This is a genomic window from Cellulomonas sp. URHB0016 (genome assembly GCF_054057935.1).
This window is the reverse complement of sequence record NZ_JBSRZU010000001.1, coordinates 1,594,889-1,609,659: the sequence shown is the minus strand read 5'-3', so window position 1 is coordinate 1,609,659 and position 14,771 is coordinate 1,594,889. Positions and strand designations below refer to the sequence as shown.

Sequence of the window (14,771 nt, the reverse complement as noted above, 5' to 3'; positions counted from 1 at the left end):
AGCGCACCGTGCACCGCCGGACCTGGGCGCGCTGCCCGAGGGGATGTGGGTGTCATGACCTCCACCATGGTCATCGAGAGGCGACACACAGGCTGGGACGTCGTGTTCGGCCTCGTGCTGATGGTCGTCGGGATCCTGCTGCTCGGGGACGTCGCCTTCGCGACGAAGCTCTCCGTGTGGTTCATCGCGTGGACCACGCTCATCGCGGGCACGTTGCTGCTCGTCGGTGCCCTGCTGCGGATCCGCTCCGGCGGGGCCATCTGGGCGGCCGTCGGCGGGGCCATCCTGTTCGTGATCGGCCTCTTCATGCTGCGCAACCCCACCATCGGCGCCCTCACGCTGACCCTCCTCGCCGGCGCGCTGTTCCTCACCGGCGGCCTGGTCCGGCTCGTCATGGCGTTCCAGGCCGACCAGCACAGGGTGCTGCTCGCCATCGGTGGGCTGATCTCGGTCGGCCTCGGGATCTGGGTCCTCGTCGACCCGCAGGCCGCCACGTTGTCGCTGCTCGGGATCCTACTGGGGGTGCAGATCCTGCTCGACGGGCTGATGCTCGCCACCCTCGGCCGGTTGCGGATCCGGACCGCGGCGACCGCGAAGGCCTGACACCCGGCACAGGGCCGACACCCGGCGCACGGCTGACACCCTCGCGGGGCTCACACCCGGCGCGGGGCTCACACCCGGCGCGGGGCTCACACCCGGCGCGGGGCTCACACCCGGCGCAAGGCCGACACCCGGCGCAGGGCCGACACCCGGCGCAGGGCCGACACCCGGCGCTGGGCGCCGTCCCCCGCCGCGCCGTTTCCGCCCTACCTGTCCCGGTCCGCGCGTCCCGACCCACCCGTCCGGCCGATCAAGTGCGACCGGCGCGTAGCCGATCCCTCCCGTCTACGACGGCGAGGGGTGGCACGTGCGCGAGCTCTGGAGACCGCCGCGCGCTCGCTCGCGCGCGCGGCGCCCGGTCGTGGGCGCCATGCTCGGAGCCGTCCTGGCGGTCGCCGGGAGCCTGGGTACCGCTCTGCCGCCCGACGAGCCGGACCCGCCCACGCCGAGCACGACTGCCGCCCCGTACGCGCTGCTCCACGTCGACGAGCACGGGCACGTCGCCCGGTGGAACCCCTGCGCGACGATCCGGGTCCGGGTGAACCACGCCGACCCGCGGGCACCGCGCGACGCGGAGACGCTCGTCACCGCCGCGCTCACGCGGCTCGAGGTGGCCTCGGGTCTGCACTTCGAGCTGGTCGGGGAGACGACGTTCATGCCCTACGCGGGCACCGGGCTGCGCCAGCCCGACGCCGACCTGGTGATCGCGTGGACCGACGCGGCGACGGTGCCCGCGCTCGCCGGTGACGTCGCGGGACAGGGCGGCGCCATGTGGACCACGACCAGGGCGGCCTCGCGGATCTGGCACGCGCACCTGGTGCTGGACGTCGAGGACCCGCTGACGCCCGGGTTCACGCGAGGGCGGTCGGTGGGTGGGGCACTGCTGCACGAGCTCGGCCACACCGTCGGCCTGACCCACGTCGACGACCCGAGGCAGGTCATGGCGACCGGCCTGGGAGACCAGTCCGTCCCCCGGTACCAGGCGGGTGACGTGGCGGGCCTCCGCCGCGTGGGCGCGGCTGCCGGCTGCCTCTGACCGGTGGGCGGGCGGTTGCCGGCTGCCTGTGACGGGCGAGCGGGCGGTTGCCTGTGACGGGCGAGCGGGCAGTTGCCGGCTGCCTGTGACGGCCGAGCGAGCGGTTGCCGGCTGCCTCTGACCGGCGATCGAGCGGCGGGAGGCCGGTCCGCGGTCCGGGCCCGTCGTGCCTGCGTACACGGGCATGCCGGACATCCCGGCGGCGGTCTGCCCGTGTCCGCACGGCGGGCCGCGCCCGTTCGTGTGAATCACCCTGGACGCTTGGCTTGGACGTTTGACCAGAAGCCGTCCCGTGCCCCACACTCGTACTCGACGGTGCGCATCGCCTGCCCCCTGCGCGGTGCGCACCGTTTCTACTTCCGAGAGCGGGACGGATCCTCGAGATCCGTCCCGCTCTTGCGTTTCCAGGGACGCCCGGGGCCCGGGACGTCGTACCGAGCGACCACCGCGCCGCCGGCGGAGGCGCGTGATCGTCCGTTCCCACGCCTGTTCCCACAGCGATCACCACGGTCGGCCGCTCTGGTCGGTCCGGTGCCGTGGGAGAAGTCGTGCAACCCGGCGCGCCACGCCGGCGCGCTCCTATGGGCCGGTTACCGTTCGCAGGGTGATCGTCCCCGCGCGCGCCTCCGGCACGGGACCCGACCTGGCTCCCGCGACCGAGACGACCCCCACGACCGACCCGACCGACGACGAGCGGGTGGTCGCGCTCGTCGCGCCACCGTCGTCCTCGGAGGTCCTCGAGGGGGCGATCGCCGCGTGGCGTGCCGCGCTCGTCGAGGCCGCGGGTGGCTCGACCCTCGTCGACGTCGAGCTCCTCGGGGAGGCGGCGCTCGACCTCACCGCCGCGCACCCGTCCGGCATGGCTCAGCTGTTCGCCGGCCGGGCCACCCGCCTGTCCAACCTGGTGCGGGAGGGGTCCGCGCTGTCGACGGCACGGCGCCGTGCCCGGGCGGTCGGTGCCCGCGCCGGCGTCTACGCCCACCGGTACGGCATCGCGCCGACGTCGCTGGCGATCGGTGTGGCCACGTGGACCGAACGCACCACGCCGTTCGTCGCCGCGGACGACATGGCAGCCCTCGCCTCGGTGACCCGGCAGGCCCGCCGCCCCGACGAGGCGGGCACCGGACGGCCCGCCCCCCGGACCGTGCGCGCGCCCGTCCTGCTGCGACCCGTCACGCTGCGGGCCCGCGGCACCGGGGAGGCGGACTACGAGCTCGCCCTCGAGCCGTCGCTCGAGGTCAACCCCGTGCTCGCCCGCGCCCTGCGGAGCAAGGGCGCGCTCCTCGACCCCGCCGCCGTCGCCCGGGGAGCGTTCACCGGGGCGGGCTTCGACCCGCGCGGCGCCCTGCAGCGGCTCGCGTCGCTCGGCGAGGCGGTCCTGGAGGACTTCACGCTCACCGAGCGCGTGGTCGTGGGGACGTTCGTGCACCCCGGCCAGGTGCTCGTCGACGACCTCGACAACCTCACGGGGACCCTCGGCCACCATGAGCTCGTCGCCGCCCTCGCCGGGGTCGAGGAGCAGCGTGACGCGCTGCGCCGCAGACTCCCACCGCCCGTGACCGGCGACCGGGACCCCGGCGTGGAGCGGGGGGTGGGCGACCTCGACCCCGCCCAGCAGCACGTCCTGGACGTGATCTCCACCGGCACACACCTGTTCGTCGACGCCCCGGCGGGCTCCGACGTGACGGGCACGCTGGCTGCCGTCGTCGCCGACGCCGCGGCCTCCGGCCGCACGGTGCTCTACGTGCCCGGTCACCGCCGCGCCGCCGCCGCCCTGTGCCACCGGCTCGACGCGCTGGGCCTGAGCGACCTGGTGCTCGACGTCGCGCCCGACGCGGGCTGGCGCAGCGCCGCCGCGCGTCGGCTGCTGGGCGCCATGACCCTCGAGGCTCCGGAGGTCGACGTCGACGCGGTGCACACGCTCCGCGCCCGGCTCGTCGGCCACCGGGAGCGGCTGCGCGGGTACGTCGACTCCCTGCACGTCCCGCGCGAGCCGTGGCGGGTGTCCGCCTACGACGCCCTGCAGCAGCTCGCGCGGCTGACGTCGACGCGTCCCGCACCGAAGACGACCGTCCGGCTCAGCCCGGACGTCGCGCGCGTGCTCGTCGAGGAGCGACGCGCGGAGCTGGCCGCCGATCTGGTCCGCGCCGGCGAGCTCGGCGCGTTCAAGGTCCGGCCGTCGGACACCCCGTGGTACGGCGCCGACCTGCGCACCCCCGCGGACGCGGCCGTGGTCGTGCACCGGCTCGACCGCCTGCTCGACAGCTCCCTGCCTGCGCTCGTGGAACGCACCACTCAGGTCGCCGCTGAGACGGGTCTGACGCAGGCGACGTCGCTCGCGCAGTGGACCGAGCAGCTGCGCATGCTCGACGGGGTGCGCGCTGCGCTCGACGACTTCCTGCCCATCGTGTTCGAGCGCACCGCCGCGGACCTGGTCGCCGCGACCGCCACCCCGCAGTGGCGCGAGGACCGCGGCGTCGCGATGGGCTACTGGCTGCGTCGGCGCCTCCGCAAGCAGGCCAAGGACATGGTGCGTCCCGGCCGGCCCGTCGCCGACCTGCACACGGCGCTGCTGGAGGTGCAGGCCCAGCGCGAGGTGTGGCAGGCCCACTGTCCCGCCGGTGGCTGGCCCCGGCTGCCCGACGCGCTCGAGCAGATCGAGGAGGAGCACCGCGCCCTCGTGGTCGACGTCGAGTCCCTCGAGGAGATCCTCGCGGGCACCCCCGCCGGCGCCGGCCTCGCCCAACTGCCGTTCGCCGTCCTCACCGAGCGGCTGACCCGGCTCCGCGCCGACACCAGTGCCCTCGACACGCTGCCCCTGCGCACCGGCCTGTTGCACCGGCTGCGTGGCGCAGGCCTCGGACCGCTCGTCGACGACCTCGCGAACCGCCGCGTCGACGCCGCCCTCACCCCGGCCGAGCTCGACCTGGCCTGGTGGAGCACCGTCATCGAGCAGATCCTCACCGCCGACCCGTCACTCACGGGATACGACGGCACCGCCCTCGGGGACCTGTCGGCCCAGTACGCCGCCCTGGACCGCCAGCACGTCGCGTCCCTGTCCGGACCGGTGCGCGCCGCGGTCGTCGGCCACGTGTCCGCGACGCTGCGCGAGCACCGCGAGCAGGCCGAGTCGCTGTTCGCCGAGCTCGTCGAGGAGCGGCTGACGTCGCTGCGGGACACGTTCGCCCGGCACCCCGACGTCGCCCGCCGCCTGCGGCCCGTGGTCGCCGCCAGCCCGATGCTGGTGCCGCAGGTGCTGCCCGCGACGCGCACGGTCGACCTGGTGGTCCTCGACTCCGCCGGGCAGCTGTCCGTCGAGATGGCACTCGCCGCCATCGCCCGCGGCCGGCAGGTCGTCGTGGTCGGCGACGCCCGTTGCGCCTCCGGCACCGCGATCCGGGACCTCGCCGAGGTGCTGCCGACGGTCGCCCTGCGGGCGGGGGCGTCCCGGCGTGACCCGTACCTCACGGCGTTCCTGGCCGCCCACGGCTACGCCGGGGTGCTCGTCCCGACACCCCTGCCGCAGAACACGCCGCTCGTCCGGCTCGACGTCGTCGACGGCACCGGGATGCCCGACGCCTCGGGCACGGTCGCGTCGACCCGTGCCGAGGTCGAGCACGTCGTCGAGCTCGTGCTCAACCACGCCGTCCTGCGTCCCGAGGAGTCGCTCGCTGTCGTCACCCCGTCGCCGGCGCACGCCGAGGCGGTTCGGGAGGCCGTGCTGTCGGAGGTCCGCGGCAACCCGGCCGTCGCCGCGTTCTTCGACTCCGGCCGCTCCGAGCCGTTCGCCGTCACGGACCTCGCCGGCGTCTCCGGGCTGCGGCGCGAGGCGATCATCCTGTCGCTCGGCTTCGGCCGCACCCCGCACCGCCGTGTGCTGCACACCTTCGGGCCGATCAACGAGCCGGGCGGCGACGCCCTGCTGCTCGACACCCTGGGGGCCAGCCGGCACCGGCTCGTCGTCGTCGCGTGCTTCGGGGCCGACGATCTCGACCCCGAGCGCATGCGCGGCGCCGGACCACGCCTGCTGCGCGACCTGCTCGACTTCGCCGGCCGGCGCGGTGCCGGGGAGAGCGGCGAGGACCTGGTCGCTGTGGCGGCCGACGCCGAGCCCGAGCACGCCGGGCCCGGGACCGACGACCGTGCCCGGCCTGTGGCGGACGCCGTCCCGCTCACCGTCCGCACGGTCGCGTCACCGGCGTCCGAGGGTGCACCGCTGCGCGTCTCGACCGGGGTCGTCCCCGTGGTCGGCCGGCGCACGGGCGCGAGCCCTGTCGTGCGTGTGGCCACCGGCGTGACCCCCGTCGTTGCTGCCCCTGCGCCGGCCGCCGCGGTACCGGTCGACGAGCCCGATCGTCTGCTCCTCGACCTCGCCGAGCGCCTCTGGCGCCACGGACTGGTCGTCGAGGTCGACCACGGCATCCCGGGCGGCACGCGCATCCCGATGGTCGTCGGTCACCCCGACGCCCCCGGGGAGCTGCTCGTCGCGGTCCTGACCGACGACGAGGCCTACGTCGCCGAGCCGTCCATCCGGGTCCGTGAGCGGCTCATGGCCGACCGGCTGGAAAGGCTGGGATGGTCGGTGGTCCGCGTCTGGTCGGCGGCGGCGTTCCTCGACCCGCAGGCGGAGGTCGACCGCATCCGGCGTGCCGTGCACGCCCGCGTCCCCGCTCCTGTCGCCCCCCGGACCGCGCCGCTGGTGCTGGGGGTCCCGGACGCGGTCGTCGACTCGGACGAGCACGAGGTGCTGCCCGCCGCGACCGGTGCGGGCCGCACGGTCGTGCCCGCCGCACCTGCGGTCGCGTCCAACGGGCCCGAGCGCGTGCCGACGGAGCCCGACGGGGCTGCGACAGGGCCCGAGGGGGCTGCGACAGGGCCCGAGGGGGCTGCGACAGGGCCCGAGGGTGCGCCCGCTCGGCCTGAGTCGGGCGCACCGGCTCGGCCTGCGTCGGGCACACCGGCGGACGGTGCGTCGACGGCGGCGTCATCCCCGTCGTCCGAGCAGACCGACGACCATGGCGGCTCCGGCGCGCTCACGACCGTCGGCAGCCGTGCGGAGACCGGTTCGGCCGAACGGGCCGACGCCGACGAGAGCTCCGACGCCACCGGACGCGCCAACGACCACCAGCCCGCCGGCGCGGCCGTGGAGCAGGACCCACCTGCGCCGCTGCATGCCGTGCAGCTCTCGCTCGCGGTCCCGACCCGTCCTCGCCCCGACGTCCGCAGCGGGCTGCCGATCGGTGCCTACAGCGACGACCAGCTCGACGAGCTGGTCGCGTGGCTGATCTCGGACGGCGAGGAGCGCACGCGCGACCAGCTCGGGGCGGCGCTCCGCAAGGAGCTGGGCATCACCCGCCGCTCCTACCGCGTCGACACGGCGGTCCGCTCGGCGATCACGCGCGCCCTGCGCTGACCGTGCGCGGCACGTCCCGGCGTGCCTAGAACGGCGTGCCTAGAACGGCGTGCCTAGAACGGCGCGCCGACGAGGGCGTCCCGACAACGGCGCGCGGACGAGAGCGTCCTGACAACGGCGCGCCGACGAGAGCGTCCCGACAACGGCGCGCCGACGAGAGCGTCCCGACGGGGGCGTGCCGACAATGGCGCGGCGACGAGGGCGTGCCGACGAGGGCGCGCCTGCGGGCATGCGCGACCGCAGGGCTCGACCGGACGAAGCAGCCCGGGTGGGATCATCGACGCATGAGCTCGCAGCCCGGTGCCGACCGCCCCTCCGGCAGGTCGCCACGTCGCGCGGTGCGCCGATCGGGCACCGTGGGGACCGACGACGCCGCGCTCGTCTCGACGTTGCCGGCGTTCCCGACCGACGATCCGTCACCGCCGGCCGCCGTCCTGCCAGGGGCGCCGGCCGATCCGGTCAGCCCGGCGACCGCTGTCCGCAGCGCCGACGACTCGGACGTCGGGTGGGGAGGCGGCGGCGACACGAACGACGACCGCCTCCATCAGGACAAGCCGCCCCACTGGTGAGAGCCGGCCCTCCCCGTCGAGGTGGACGCGCCACCGACGGTCCGGGCGCCGGGTGACCGAGGTGATCAGGCACGCGGCGCCGGCGACGGCGGTGCGGGAGGTGCGCTCGGCCGGGTCGGGTCCGTCGCGTCGTTGAGCACCGCAGGTGTCGCCCGCGCGGCCAGCAGATCGCGGATCTCCTGCAGCAGCAGGATGTTCTCGGCGGGCGCCGCAGGCTCGGCCTCCTCCCCGCGCTTGCGCCGTGCGGCGAGGGAGTTGAGGGGGATGACGACGAGGAAGTAGATCGCCGCGGCGGTCACGAGGAACCGGATCAGCGCGTCGAGGACCAGCCCAGGGGAGAAGTTCGCGTCGTTGATCGTGAAGTGCCCGACCTCCGCCAGGCTCGCCTCGCCGAAGATCGCGGCGATGAGCGGGGTGATGAGGCCGGCGTTGATGGCCGTGACGACCGCCGTGAAGGCGGCGCCGATCGCCACCGCGACCGCCAGCTCCACGGCGTTCCCGCGTGAGATGAAGTCCTTGAAACCCTGGAACACCTTGGGCACTCCGGAGAGCCGCTCACCGGCCCCTCGCAGTCCGTTGGTGATCGTGTCCGTCACGTCGTCCCCTCACTGGTCGGCCGGCGGTCGGAACCGTGCGCGCGGGGCTGCGCGCCCGACCGGCCGGATCGTCGGTGCGCCGATCATCCGGCACCCTGCCGGGCCCCGGCAACGTCGCCGCACGCCGCTCACGGGACCACGACCGGCGACAGCAGCGCGGACGCGGCGGCGCCGGCGAGCGCAGTCGCCTCGTCGGGCGAGACGGCGAGCAGGACGGGGGGCGGCTCGGCCTGCCCCGCGCCGCCGAGCAGCCCGGAACCGTCCGTGCCGCCACCCGCGGCGGCCGGCACGGGGAGCACGAGCGCCCGGACGGCGACCGTCCCGTCGACGGCACCCTCGGGTGTCGCCGCGACGACGTCCACCCGCAGCCCCGGCCGCAGCAGACCGGCGACGGCGGGGTCGGCGAACCGGACGGCGGCGACGACCGTGCCGGTGGGCCCGTGCACGTCGTCGGGCACGAGGACGCCTGCCACCACCGGGAGGCCCGTCGCGAGCGGCACGGCGGTCGACGAGCCGACGACGTCCGACGGCCGCCGGTACGACCGGGCCGGTGCGACGGCCGTGGGGAGGCGCCGGACCTCGACGTCGGCCGCGGCCAGCGGGGTCCCGGCGTCGACGTCGTGCGCCGCGACCACGACGGGGACGGTCGCGGGCGGGGTCGGGCTCACCGCGCCGACCGCCGCCGCCGCCGCGACACCGAGGCAGAGTGCGACCGCGGCGAACCGGCCCCGCCACAGCGCTGCCCGCCAGGCGACCGACAGCGGTGCCCGTCGGACGGGCAGCGGGGGTGGTGGCGACGGGCGGTCACGGGGCATGCGTGGACGCTAGGGGCCGCGATCCGGCCGTCCGGCAGGGTGACTCGTCTGCGGGGAGCGGGACCGTGTGGCGACGGGCTGTGGACGCGTCACCGTGCGGCGACCGCCGGCCGGACGCTCCGTCAGCGCCGCGCACTCCGCCGGGCGGGCACCCCGTCAGCGCCGCGCATTCCGCCGGCCGGCACGCCGGGCGGCGGCCACTCCGTCCGCCGCGCACTCCGCCGGCAGGGCGCTCGGTCACGCAGGCGAGCAACCGACCACGTCGGGGCTCGCGGCGGACCGGAGGGTCAGGCGGAGGCGGCAGGCTTCGCCGCAGCGCCGGACGAGCCCGAGGACGACGAGGCAGCGGCAGCCACGGGCGCGCTCGACGAGGAGGACGACTCGGACGACGTGCTCGACGAGGACGACGACTCGCCGGACGTCGAGGCCGGGATCGACGAGCTCTTCTTCGAGCCCGAGCCCGAGCGCGCGTCGTTCCGGTAGAACCCGGAACCCTTGAACACGACGCCCACGGAGGAGAACACCTTGCGCAGGCGTCCCTCGCACTCCGGGCAGACGGAGAGGGAGTCGTCGCTGAACGACTGCTGGATCTCGAAGGCGTGGCCGCACGCCGTGCACGCGTAGGCGTAGGTGGGCACTGAGGTCTCCTGACACTCTTCCTGCTGGTCGGGCCGTCGGAGCCTGGGGGAGGCGCCTGGCACTCGCATCGTCCGAGTGCCAATCCTAACCGGTGCACCGGGTGAGACATTCCGTGAGCGGGCCCACGCACGTCCGGCCACGGCCCGCCAGGTCCGCCCAGTACCCTCCGAAGCGTGCCTCGTCGTCGCCTCGTCCGCCTGTCCGTCGTCGGGATCGCCGGCCTGCTGGTCCTCGCGCTGGTCGCGACAGCGGTCGCGGCGATCGTCGTCGTCCGCCGCCCCCTGCCGGAGGTCTCCGGAGAGGTCACGATCCCCGGGCTCGAGGACACGGTGACCGTCACGCGTGACGAGCGCGGCGTCCCGACGATCACGGCGACCACCTCGGAGGACCTGTTCCGCGCGCAGGGGTACGTGACCGCCCAGGACAGGTTCTTCGAGATGGACTACCGCCGGCACGTGACGGCTGGCCGGCTCTCGGAGCTGGTGGGGGAGAACGACGACGCGCTGGACGCCGACAAGGTGATCCGCACCTTCGGCTGGCGGCGGGTCGCGGAGCAGGAGTGGCGGCTCGTCGACCAGCGCACGCGCGACGCGCTGCAGGCGTACGCGGACGGCGTCAACGCCTACCTCGGCCGGCGGGACCTCTCGCAGATCGCCGTCGAGTACACGGTGCTCGGGCTGCAGGTGGACACGCACCAGCCCGAGAAGTGGGACCCGGTCGACTCCCTGGCGTGGCTGAAGGCGCTCGCCTGGGACCTGCGCGCCAACTACGACGACGAGCTGGACCGCGCGGTGACCTACGCCTCCGTCCAGGACGTGGCCCGCGTCGACCAGCTGTTCCCGCCGTACCCCCAGGACCTGAACCGGCCGATCCTCGCTGCGGGCGACGTGGCAGCCTCCGCACAGCCGACGGCGGCGCACGCGGGCCTCGACCTCGCGGACGACGACCTGCAGCAGGCGCTGACGTCCGCGCAGCGTGCGCTCGACGCCGTGCCGCACCTCGTCGGCGACGGCGCGGGCCTCGGTTCCAACTCCTGGGCCGTGTCGGGCGAGCACACGGCGTCCGGGAAGCCGATCCTCGCGAACGACCCGCACCTCGGCATCTCGGCCCCCGGGATCTGGGCACAGGTGGGGCTGCGCTGTGCGCGCGTCACCCCGGACTGCCCGTACGACGTGGCGGGGTTCGCGAACGCCGGCATGCCCGGCGTCGTCATCGGGCACGACGCGCACCTGGCGTGGGGTCTGACGAACCTGGGTGCGGACGTCACGGACTTCTTCCTGGAGCGGGTCGACGGCGGGCGGACCGTGGTCGACCGCGGCACGGCCCCGGTCCGGCAGCACGAGGAGACGATCAAGGTCAACGGGGGAGACCCGGTGCGGATCACCGTCCGCGAGACGGTGCACGGCCCCATCGTGTCCGACGTCCTCGATCTCGCCGACGTCGCCCGCGCCCCGACCGCGGGCGGGACCACGCAGTTCGAGGTGGCGCTGTCGTGGACCGCCCTGACGCCGGGCCGCACGGCGGACGCGCTGCTCGCGATGAACACCGCGCGGGACGCGTCCGACGTCGCGGCGGCCGCCGCCCTGCTCGACGTGCCCGCGCAGAACATCGTGTTCGCGACGACGGACGGCCACATCGGCTACCAGGCTCCCGGCCGCATCCCGGTCAGGAACCAGGTGTCGGGCAGCGTCGTGCCGTCCGACGGGTCGTGGCCGCGGCCGGGCTGGGACAGCGCGTACGACTGGCAGGGTTTCGTCGACCCCGCCGCGATGCCCCACACGCTCGATCCGGCGGACGGGGTGCTCGTCGCGGCGAACCAGGCGGTCACGCCCGCCGGCGTCGGCCCGTTCCTCACGGGTGACTGGGACTACGGATACCGCGCGCAGCGCATCCGCGACGAGCTGACGCGGCTCGTCGGGTCGGGGCACAAGCTCACGGTCGGGGACATGAGCTCCCTGCAGATGGACCAGCGCAACCCGTACGCGGAGGTGCTGGTGCCCACCCTGCTGGGGCTCGACATCTCCACCGCGTCGGACGACGACGGCCAGGAGCGGTCACGCACGGGGGACCTGGGCTCGAACGACGGCTCCGCCGCGGCGGCGTACGACGACGACGGGCAGGAGCTCCTGCGCACCTGGGACCTGCGCTCGACGGCCGACTCCGCGGCCGCCGCCTACTTCTCTGCGGTGTGGGCGACCGTGCTGCGGCTGGCCTTCGCGGACGACCTGCCCGAGGATCACGCGCCGACGGGGAACTCCCGGTGGCTCGAGGTGGTCCGGCGGCTGCTCGACGACCCGTCCTCGCCGTGGTGGGACGACCGGTCGACGCCCGGCGTCGTCGAGGGGCGGGACCAGGTGCTGAGCCGTGCGATGGTCTCCGCCCGGCGGCAGCTCACGCAGCAGCTCGGCCGGCAGGCGGCCGACTGGCGCTGGGGACAGCTGCACGTCGCGGCGCCGAAGCACGCGGTCCTGGGCGGCGACTCGCTGCCGTGGGTCGTGCGGCGGCTCGTCAACCCGACGCCGATCGAGGTCGGCGGCGGCTCGTCGATCGTCGACGCGACGTCGTGGGACGCGAGCTCCGGCTCGTACGAGGTGACGTCGGGACCCTCGATGCGGATGGTCGTGGACCTCGGCGACCTGGACTCGTCGACGTGGGTGAACCTCACCGGCGCCTCCGGGCATCCGGCGAGCGTGCACTACACCGACCAGTTCGACGCGTGGGCGCACGGCGGCACGTTCCCGTGGCCGTTCACCCCCGCGGCGACCGGGGCGGACGCGACGGACCGGCTGACGCTGGCCCCGCCGACCTCCTGAGCCGGCGCGGGGACGGCGGCCGGGTCAGCCGATCGGTTCCCACCCGTCGGGCGTCGCGACGACGTCGATGAGCCGGTCGTGCCGCTCCCGGGGCAGCGGCCGGGTCGTCGCGTCGTACACCTCCTCGGGGAACACCACGCCGACCACGAGCACGCCCTCACGCGCGTGCTCCAGGGCCCGGTCGTACCACCCGCCACCCTGACCGAGCCGAGCCCCGGAGGTGTCGACCGCCAGCGCGGGCGCGACGATGACCTCCGCATCGGCGAGGGCTGCGGCGCCGAGCGTCGGGGTGCCGGGCTCGGGCGGGCGGCCGGGCGCGCGCTCGCGCAGGTCGTCCGGGCCGGCGTACTCCGCCCAGTCCCGACGCAGACCGCTGCCCAGCACGGGGAGCAGCAGCCGGACGCCGCGCGCCGCGAGCGCCTCCAGCAGGGGACCCGTGCCGGGTTCGCTGGGTCGGGCGGCGTACACCGACACGCAGCTCGCGCCCGCCACCGCAGGGATGGACGTCACGACGTCGGCCAGTGCGAGGGCGGCGGCCTCCCGCCGCCGGGTGGACCGTTGCGACCGTGCCTCGCGGATCGCCCGTCGCAGCCGCTCCTTCACGTCCTCGACCTCGTCCCCCTCGGAGACGCGCGGATAGGGCTGGGCGACGCTGCTCATGCGCCCAGTGTCGCAAAGAGTGTGTGGCGGCCACCATGGCCACGGTCTGTGAACGTTCCGCAACATTCTGGTGAGGCACGACAACGTCACCTGCGACGACGGACAAAGGTCACAAGTCGCGTGACGCACACCACTGCGCGTCACGACGACACCGACCTAGCATCGCCGCATGAGCGCATCCGGACTCGCACAGGCCCAGCGCAAGATGACCGAAGGGGAGGTCCACCCCACTGCCATCGACGTGTTCTCCCGGTTCTACGGACTCCTGGAGTCCGGTGAGACGGGGGTGATCCCCGAGACCGACGTCACGCCGCTGACGGACGTCCCGCACCTGACCGATCTCGACGTCCCCGACGACGTCGCCCGCGACGCCCTCGCCGTCACCGCCGTCGTCAAGCTCAACGGCGGTCTCGGCACCTCCATGGGCATGGACCGGGCGAAGTCCCTGCTCCGTGTCCGCGACGACAGCACGTTCCTCGACGTGATCGCCGGCCAGGTCCTCGCGGCACGTGCCGCGACCGGTGCCCGGCTGCCCCTCGTCCTCATGAACAGCTTCCGCACGCGGGACGACACCCTGGCGGCCCTCGCGCGGTACCCGGACCTCGAGGTCGACGGCCTGCCGCTCGACTTCGTGCAGAACCGTGAGCCGAAGCTGCGTGCGGACGACCTGACGCCGGTCGAGTGGCCGGCCGACCCCGACCTCGAGTGGTGCCCGCCCGGGCACGGCGACCTCTACACCGCGCTGCACGCGTCGGGCGTCCTGCAGGCGCTGCTCGACGCGGGCTTCCGGTACGCGACGGTCTCGAACTCCGACAACCTCGGTGCCGCGCCGGACGCCCGGATCGCCGGGTGGTTCGCGCAGTCGGGGGCCCCGTTCGCGGCGGAGGTCGCCCGCCGGACGCCCGCCGACCGCAAGGGTGGCCACCTCGTGGTGCGCGGCTCCGACGGCCGGATCGTGCTGCGCGAGTCGGCGCAGACCCTGCCGGACGACGCGGCGGCCGCGAGCGACATCGACCGCCACCAGTACTTCAACACCAACAACCTGTGGCTCGACCTGCGGGCGCTGGCCGACGAGCTCGCGCGCACCGGCGGCGTGCTGGACCTGCCGCTGATCCGCAACGAGAAGACGGTCGACCCGAGCGACAAGACCTCACCGAAGGTCGTGCAGATCGAGTCCGCCATGGGTGCCGCCATCGAGGTGTTCGACGGCGCCGCGGTGCTCGAGGTGGACCGCTCCCGGTTCCTGCCGGTCAAGACGACGAACGACCTGCTGGTGCTGCGCTCCGACGTGTACCGGCTGGAGGACGACCGCCGCCTCACGGCGCAGGTCGAGGCACCGTTCGTCGACCTCGACGAGGAGCACTACAAGACGATCGCGAAGTTCGACGCCCGCGTCCCGGTGGCCCCGTCGCTGGTCGACGCGACGTCGCTGCGGGTCCGGGGCGACTGGACGTTCGGCGCCGGTGTCGTCGTGGCCGGTGACGCCGTGCTGGACGACCCGGGTGCACCGTCGCTCGTGCCGGACGGCGCGAAGGTGGGGTCCGAAGGGATCGTCTGAGCCGACCCGTCCGGCCCGTCGGCACGGGCCGCGTCCGCACACCTGTGCGTGGCCCGTGCCGCGGACCCCGAC

Annotated in this window: 10 protein-coding genes; 6 read left to right on the top strand and 4 right to left on the bottom strand. The window is 74.9% G+C overall.

Annotation, left to right across the window (positions count from 1 at the left end; genetic code table 11):
• Window positions 1-54: 54 nt before the first annotated feature.
• The 4 genes from ACVW07_RS07520 (at window position 55) to ACVW07_RS07505 (ending at window position 7,618) form a co-directional block, all read left to right on the top strand.
• Complete coding sequence (locus ACVW07_RS07520; protein ID WP_456818623.1) at window positions 55-603, top strand: HdeD family acid-resistance protein; 549 nt, start codon at window positions 55-57, stop codon at window positions 601-603.
• A 367-nt stretch (window positions 604-970) separates the two neighbouring features.
• Entirely contained in the window at window positions 971-1,636 is a 666-nt protein-coding gene (locus tag ACVW07_RS07515; RefSeq protein ID WP_456818622.1) for a matrixin family metalloprotease, read from the top strand.
• Window positions 1,637-2,495: 859 nt separating this feature from the next.
• Complete coding sequence (locus ACVW07_RS07510; RefSeq protein ID WP_456821049.1) at window positions 2,496-7,049, top strand: hypothetical protein; 4,554 nt, start codon at window positions 2,496-2,498, stop codon at window positions 7,047-7,049.
• A 284-nt stretch (window positions 7,050-7,333) separates the two neighbouring features.
• Entirely contained in the window at window positions 7,334-7,618 is a 285-nt protein-coding gene (locus ACVW07_RS07505) for a hypothetical protein (protein ID WP_456818621.1), read from the top strand.
• A gap of 65 nt (window positions 7,619-7,683) precedes the next feature.
• On the opposite strand, the gene mscL is transcribed toward ACVW07_RS07505, so the two are convergent.
• From mscL to ACVW07_RS07490, 3 genes are all read right to left on the bottom strand, one after another.
• Complete coding sequence (mscL, locus tag ACVW07_RS07500) at window positions 7,684-8,214, bottom strand: large conductance mechanosensitive channel protein MscL (protein ID WP_456818620.1); 531 nt, start codon at window positions 8,212-8,214, stop codon at window positions 7,684-7,686.
• A gap of 128 nt (window positions 8,215-8,342) precedes the next feature.
• On the bottom strand, window positions 8,343-9,029 hold the full coding sequence (locus ACVW07_RS07495) for an SAF domain-containing protein (RefSeq protein ID WP_456818619.1): 687 nt from the start codon (window positions 9,027-9,029) through the stop codon (window positions 8,343-8,345).
• 287 nt (window positions 9,030-9,316) lie between these two features.
• Window positions 9,317-9,667 carry an FmdB family zinc ribbon protein gene (locus tag ACVW07_RS07490; RefSeq protein WP_456818618.1) on the bottom strand — a complete coding sequence of 117 codons (351 nt, stop codon included), beginning with the start codon at window positions 9,665-9,667 and terminating at the stop codon, window positions 9,317-9,319.
• A 174-nt stretch (window positions 9,668-9,841) separates the two neighbouring features.
• Here ACVW07_RS07490 and ACVW07_RS07485 point away from each other — a divergent pair, with 174 nt between their 5' ends.
• A complete protein-coding gene (locus tag ACVW07_RS07485) occupies window positions 9,842-12,481 on the top strand; it encodes a penicillin acylase family protein (RefSeq protein ID WP_456818617.1) in 2,640 nt (879 codons plus the stop codon).
• A gap of 24 nt (window positions 12,482-12,505) precedes the next feature.
• Here the strand turns inward: ACVW07_RS07485 and ACVW07_RS07480 are convergent, their stop codons facing one another.
• Window positions 12,506-13,141, bottom strand: a complete 636-nt coding sequence (locus ACVW07_RS07480; protein WP_456818616.1) for a 5-formyltetrahydrofolate cyclo-ligase — start codon at window positions 13,139-13,141, stop codon at window positions 12,506-12,508.
• A 169-nt stretch (window positions 13,142-13,310) separates the two neighbouring features.
• On the opposite strand from ACVW07_RS07480, the gene ACVW07_RS07475 reads away from it, so the two are divergent.
• Entirely contained in the window at window positions 13,311-14,699 is a 1,389-nt protein-coding gene (locus ACVW07_RS07475; protein ID WP_456818615.1) for a UTP--glucose-1-phosphate uridylyltransferase, read from the top strand.
• The last annotated feature ends 72 nt before the right edge of the window (window positions 14,700-14,771 follow it).

Bases quoted from the DNA above. Each gene is read 5' to 3' on its own strand.
- ACVW07_RS07520 (WP_456818623.1), top strand. From the start codon at position 55: ATGACCTCCACCATGGTCATCGAGAGGCGACACACAGGCTGGGACGTC.
- ACVW07_RS07515 (WP_456818622.1), top strand. From the start codon at position 971: ATGCTCGGAGCCGTCCTGGCGGTCGCCGGGAGCCTGGGTACCGCTCTG.
- ACVW07_RS07510 (WP_456821049.1), top strand. From the start codon at position 2,496: ATGGCTCAGCTGTTCGCCGGCCGGGCCACCCGCCTGTCCAACCTGGTG.
- ACVW07_RS07505 (WP_456818621.1), top strand. From the start codon at position 7,334: ATGAGCTCGCAGCCCGGTGCCGACCGCCCCTCCGGCAGGTCGCCACGT.
- ACVW07_RS07495 (WP_456818619.1), bottom strand. From the start codon at position 9,029: ATGCCCCGTGACCGCCCGTCGCCACCACCCCCGCTGCCCGTCCGACGG.
- ACVW07_RS07480 (WP_456818616.1), bottom strand. From the start codon at position 13,141: ATGAGCAGCGTCGCCCAGCCCTATCCGCGCGTCTCCGAGGGGGACGAG.
- ACVW07_RS07475 (WP_456818615.1), top strand. From the start codon at position 13,311: ATGAGCGCATCCGGACTCGCACAGGCCCAGCGCAAGATGACCGAAGGG.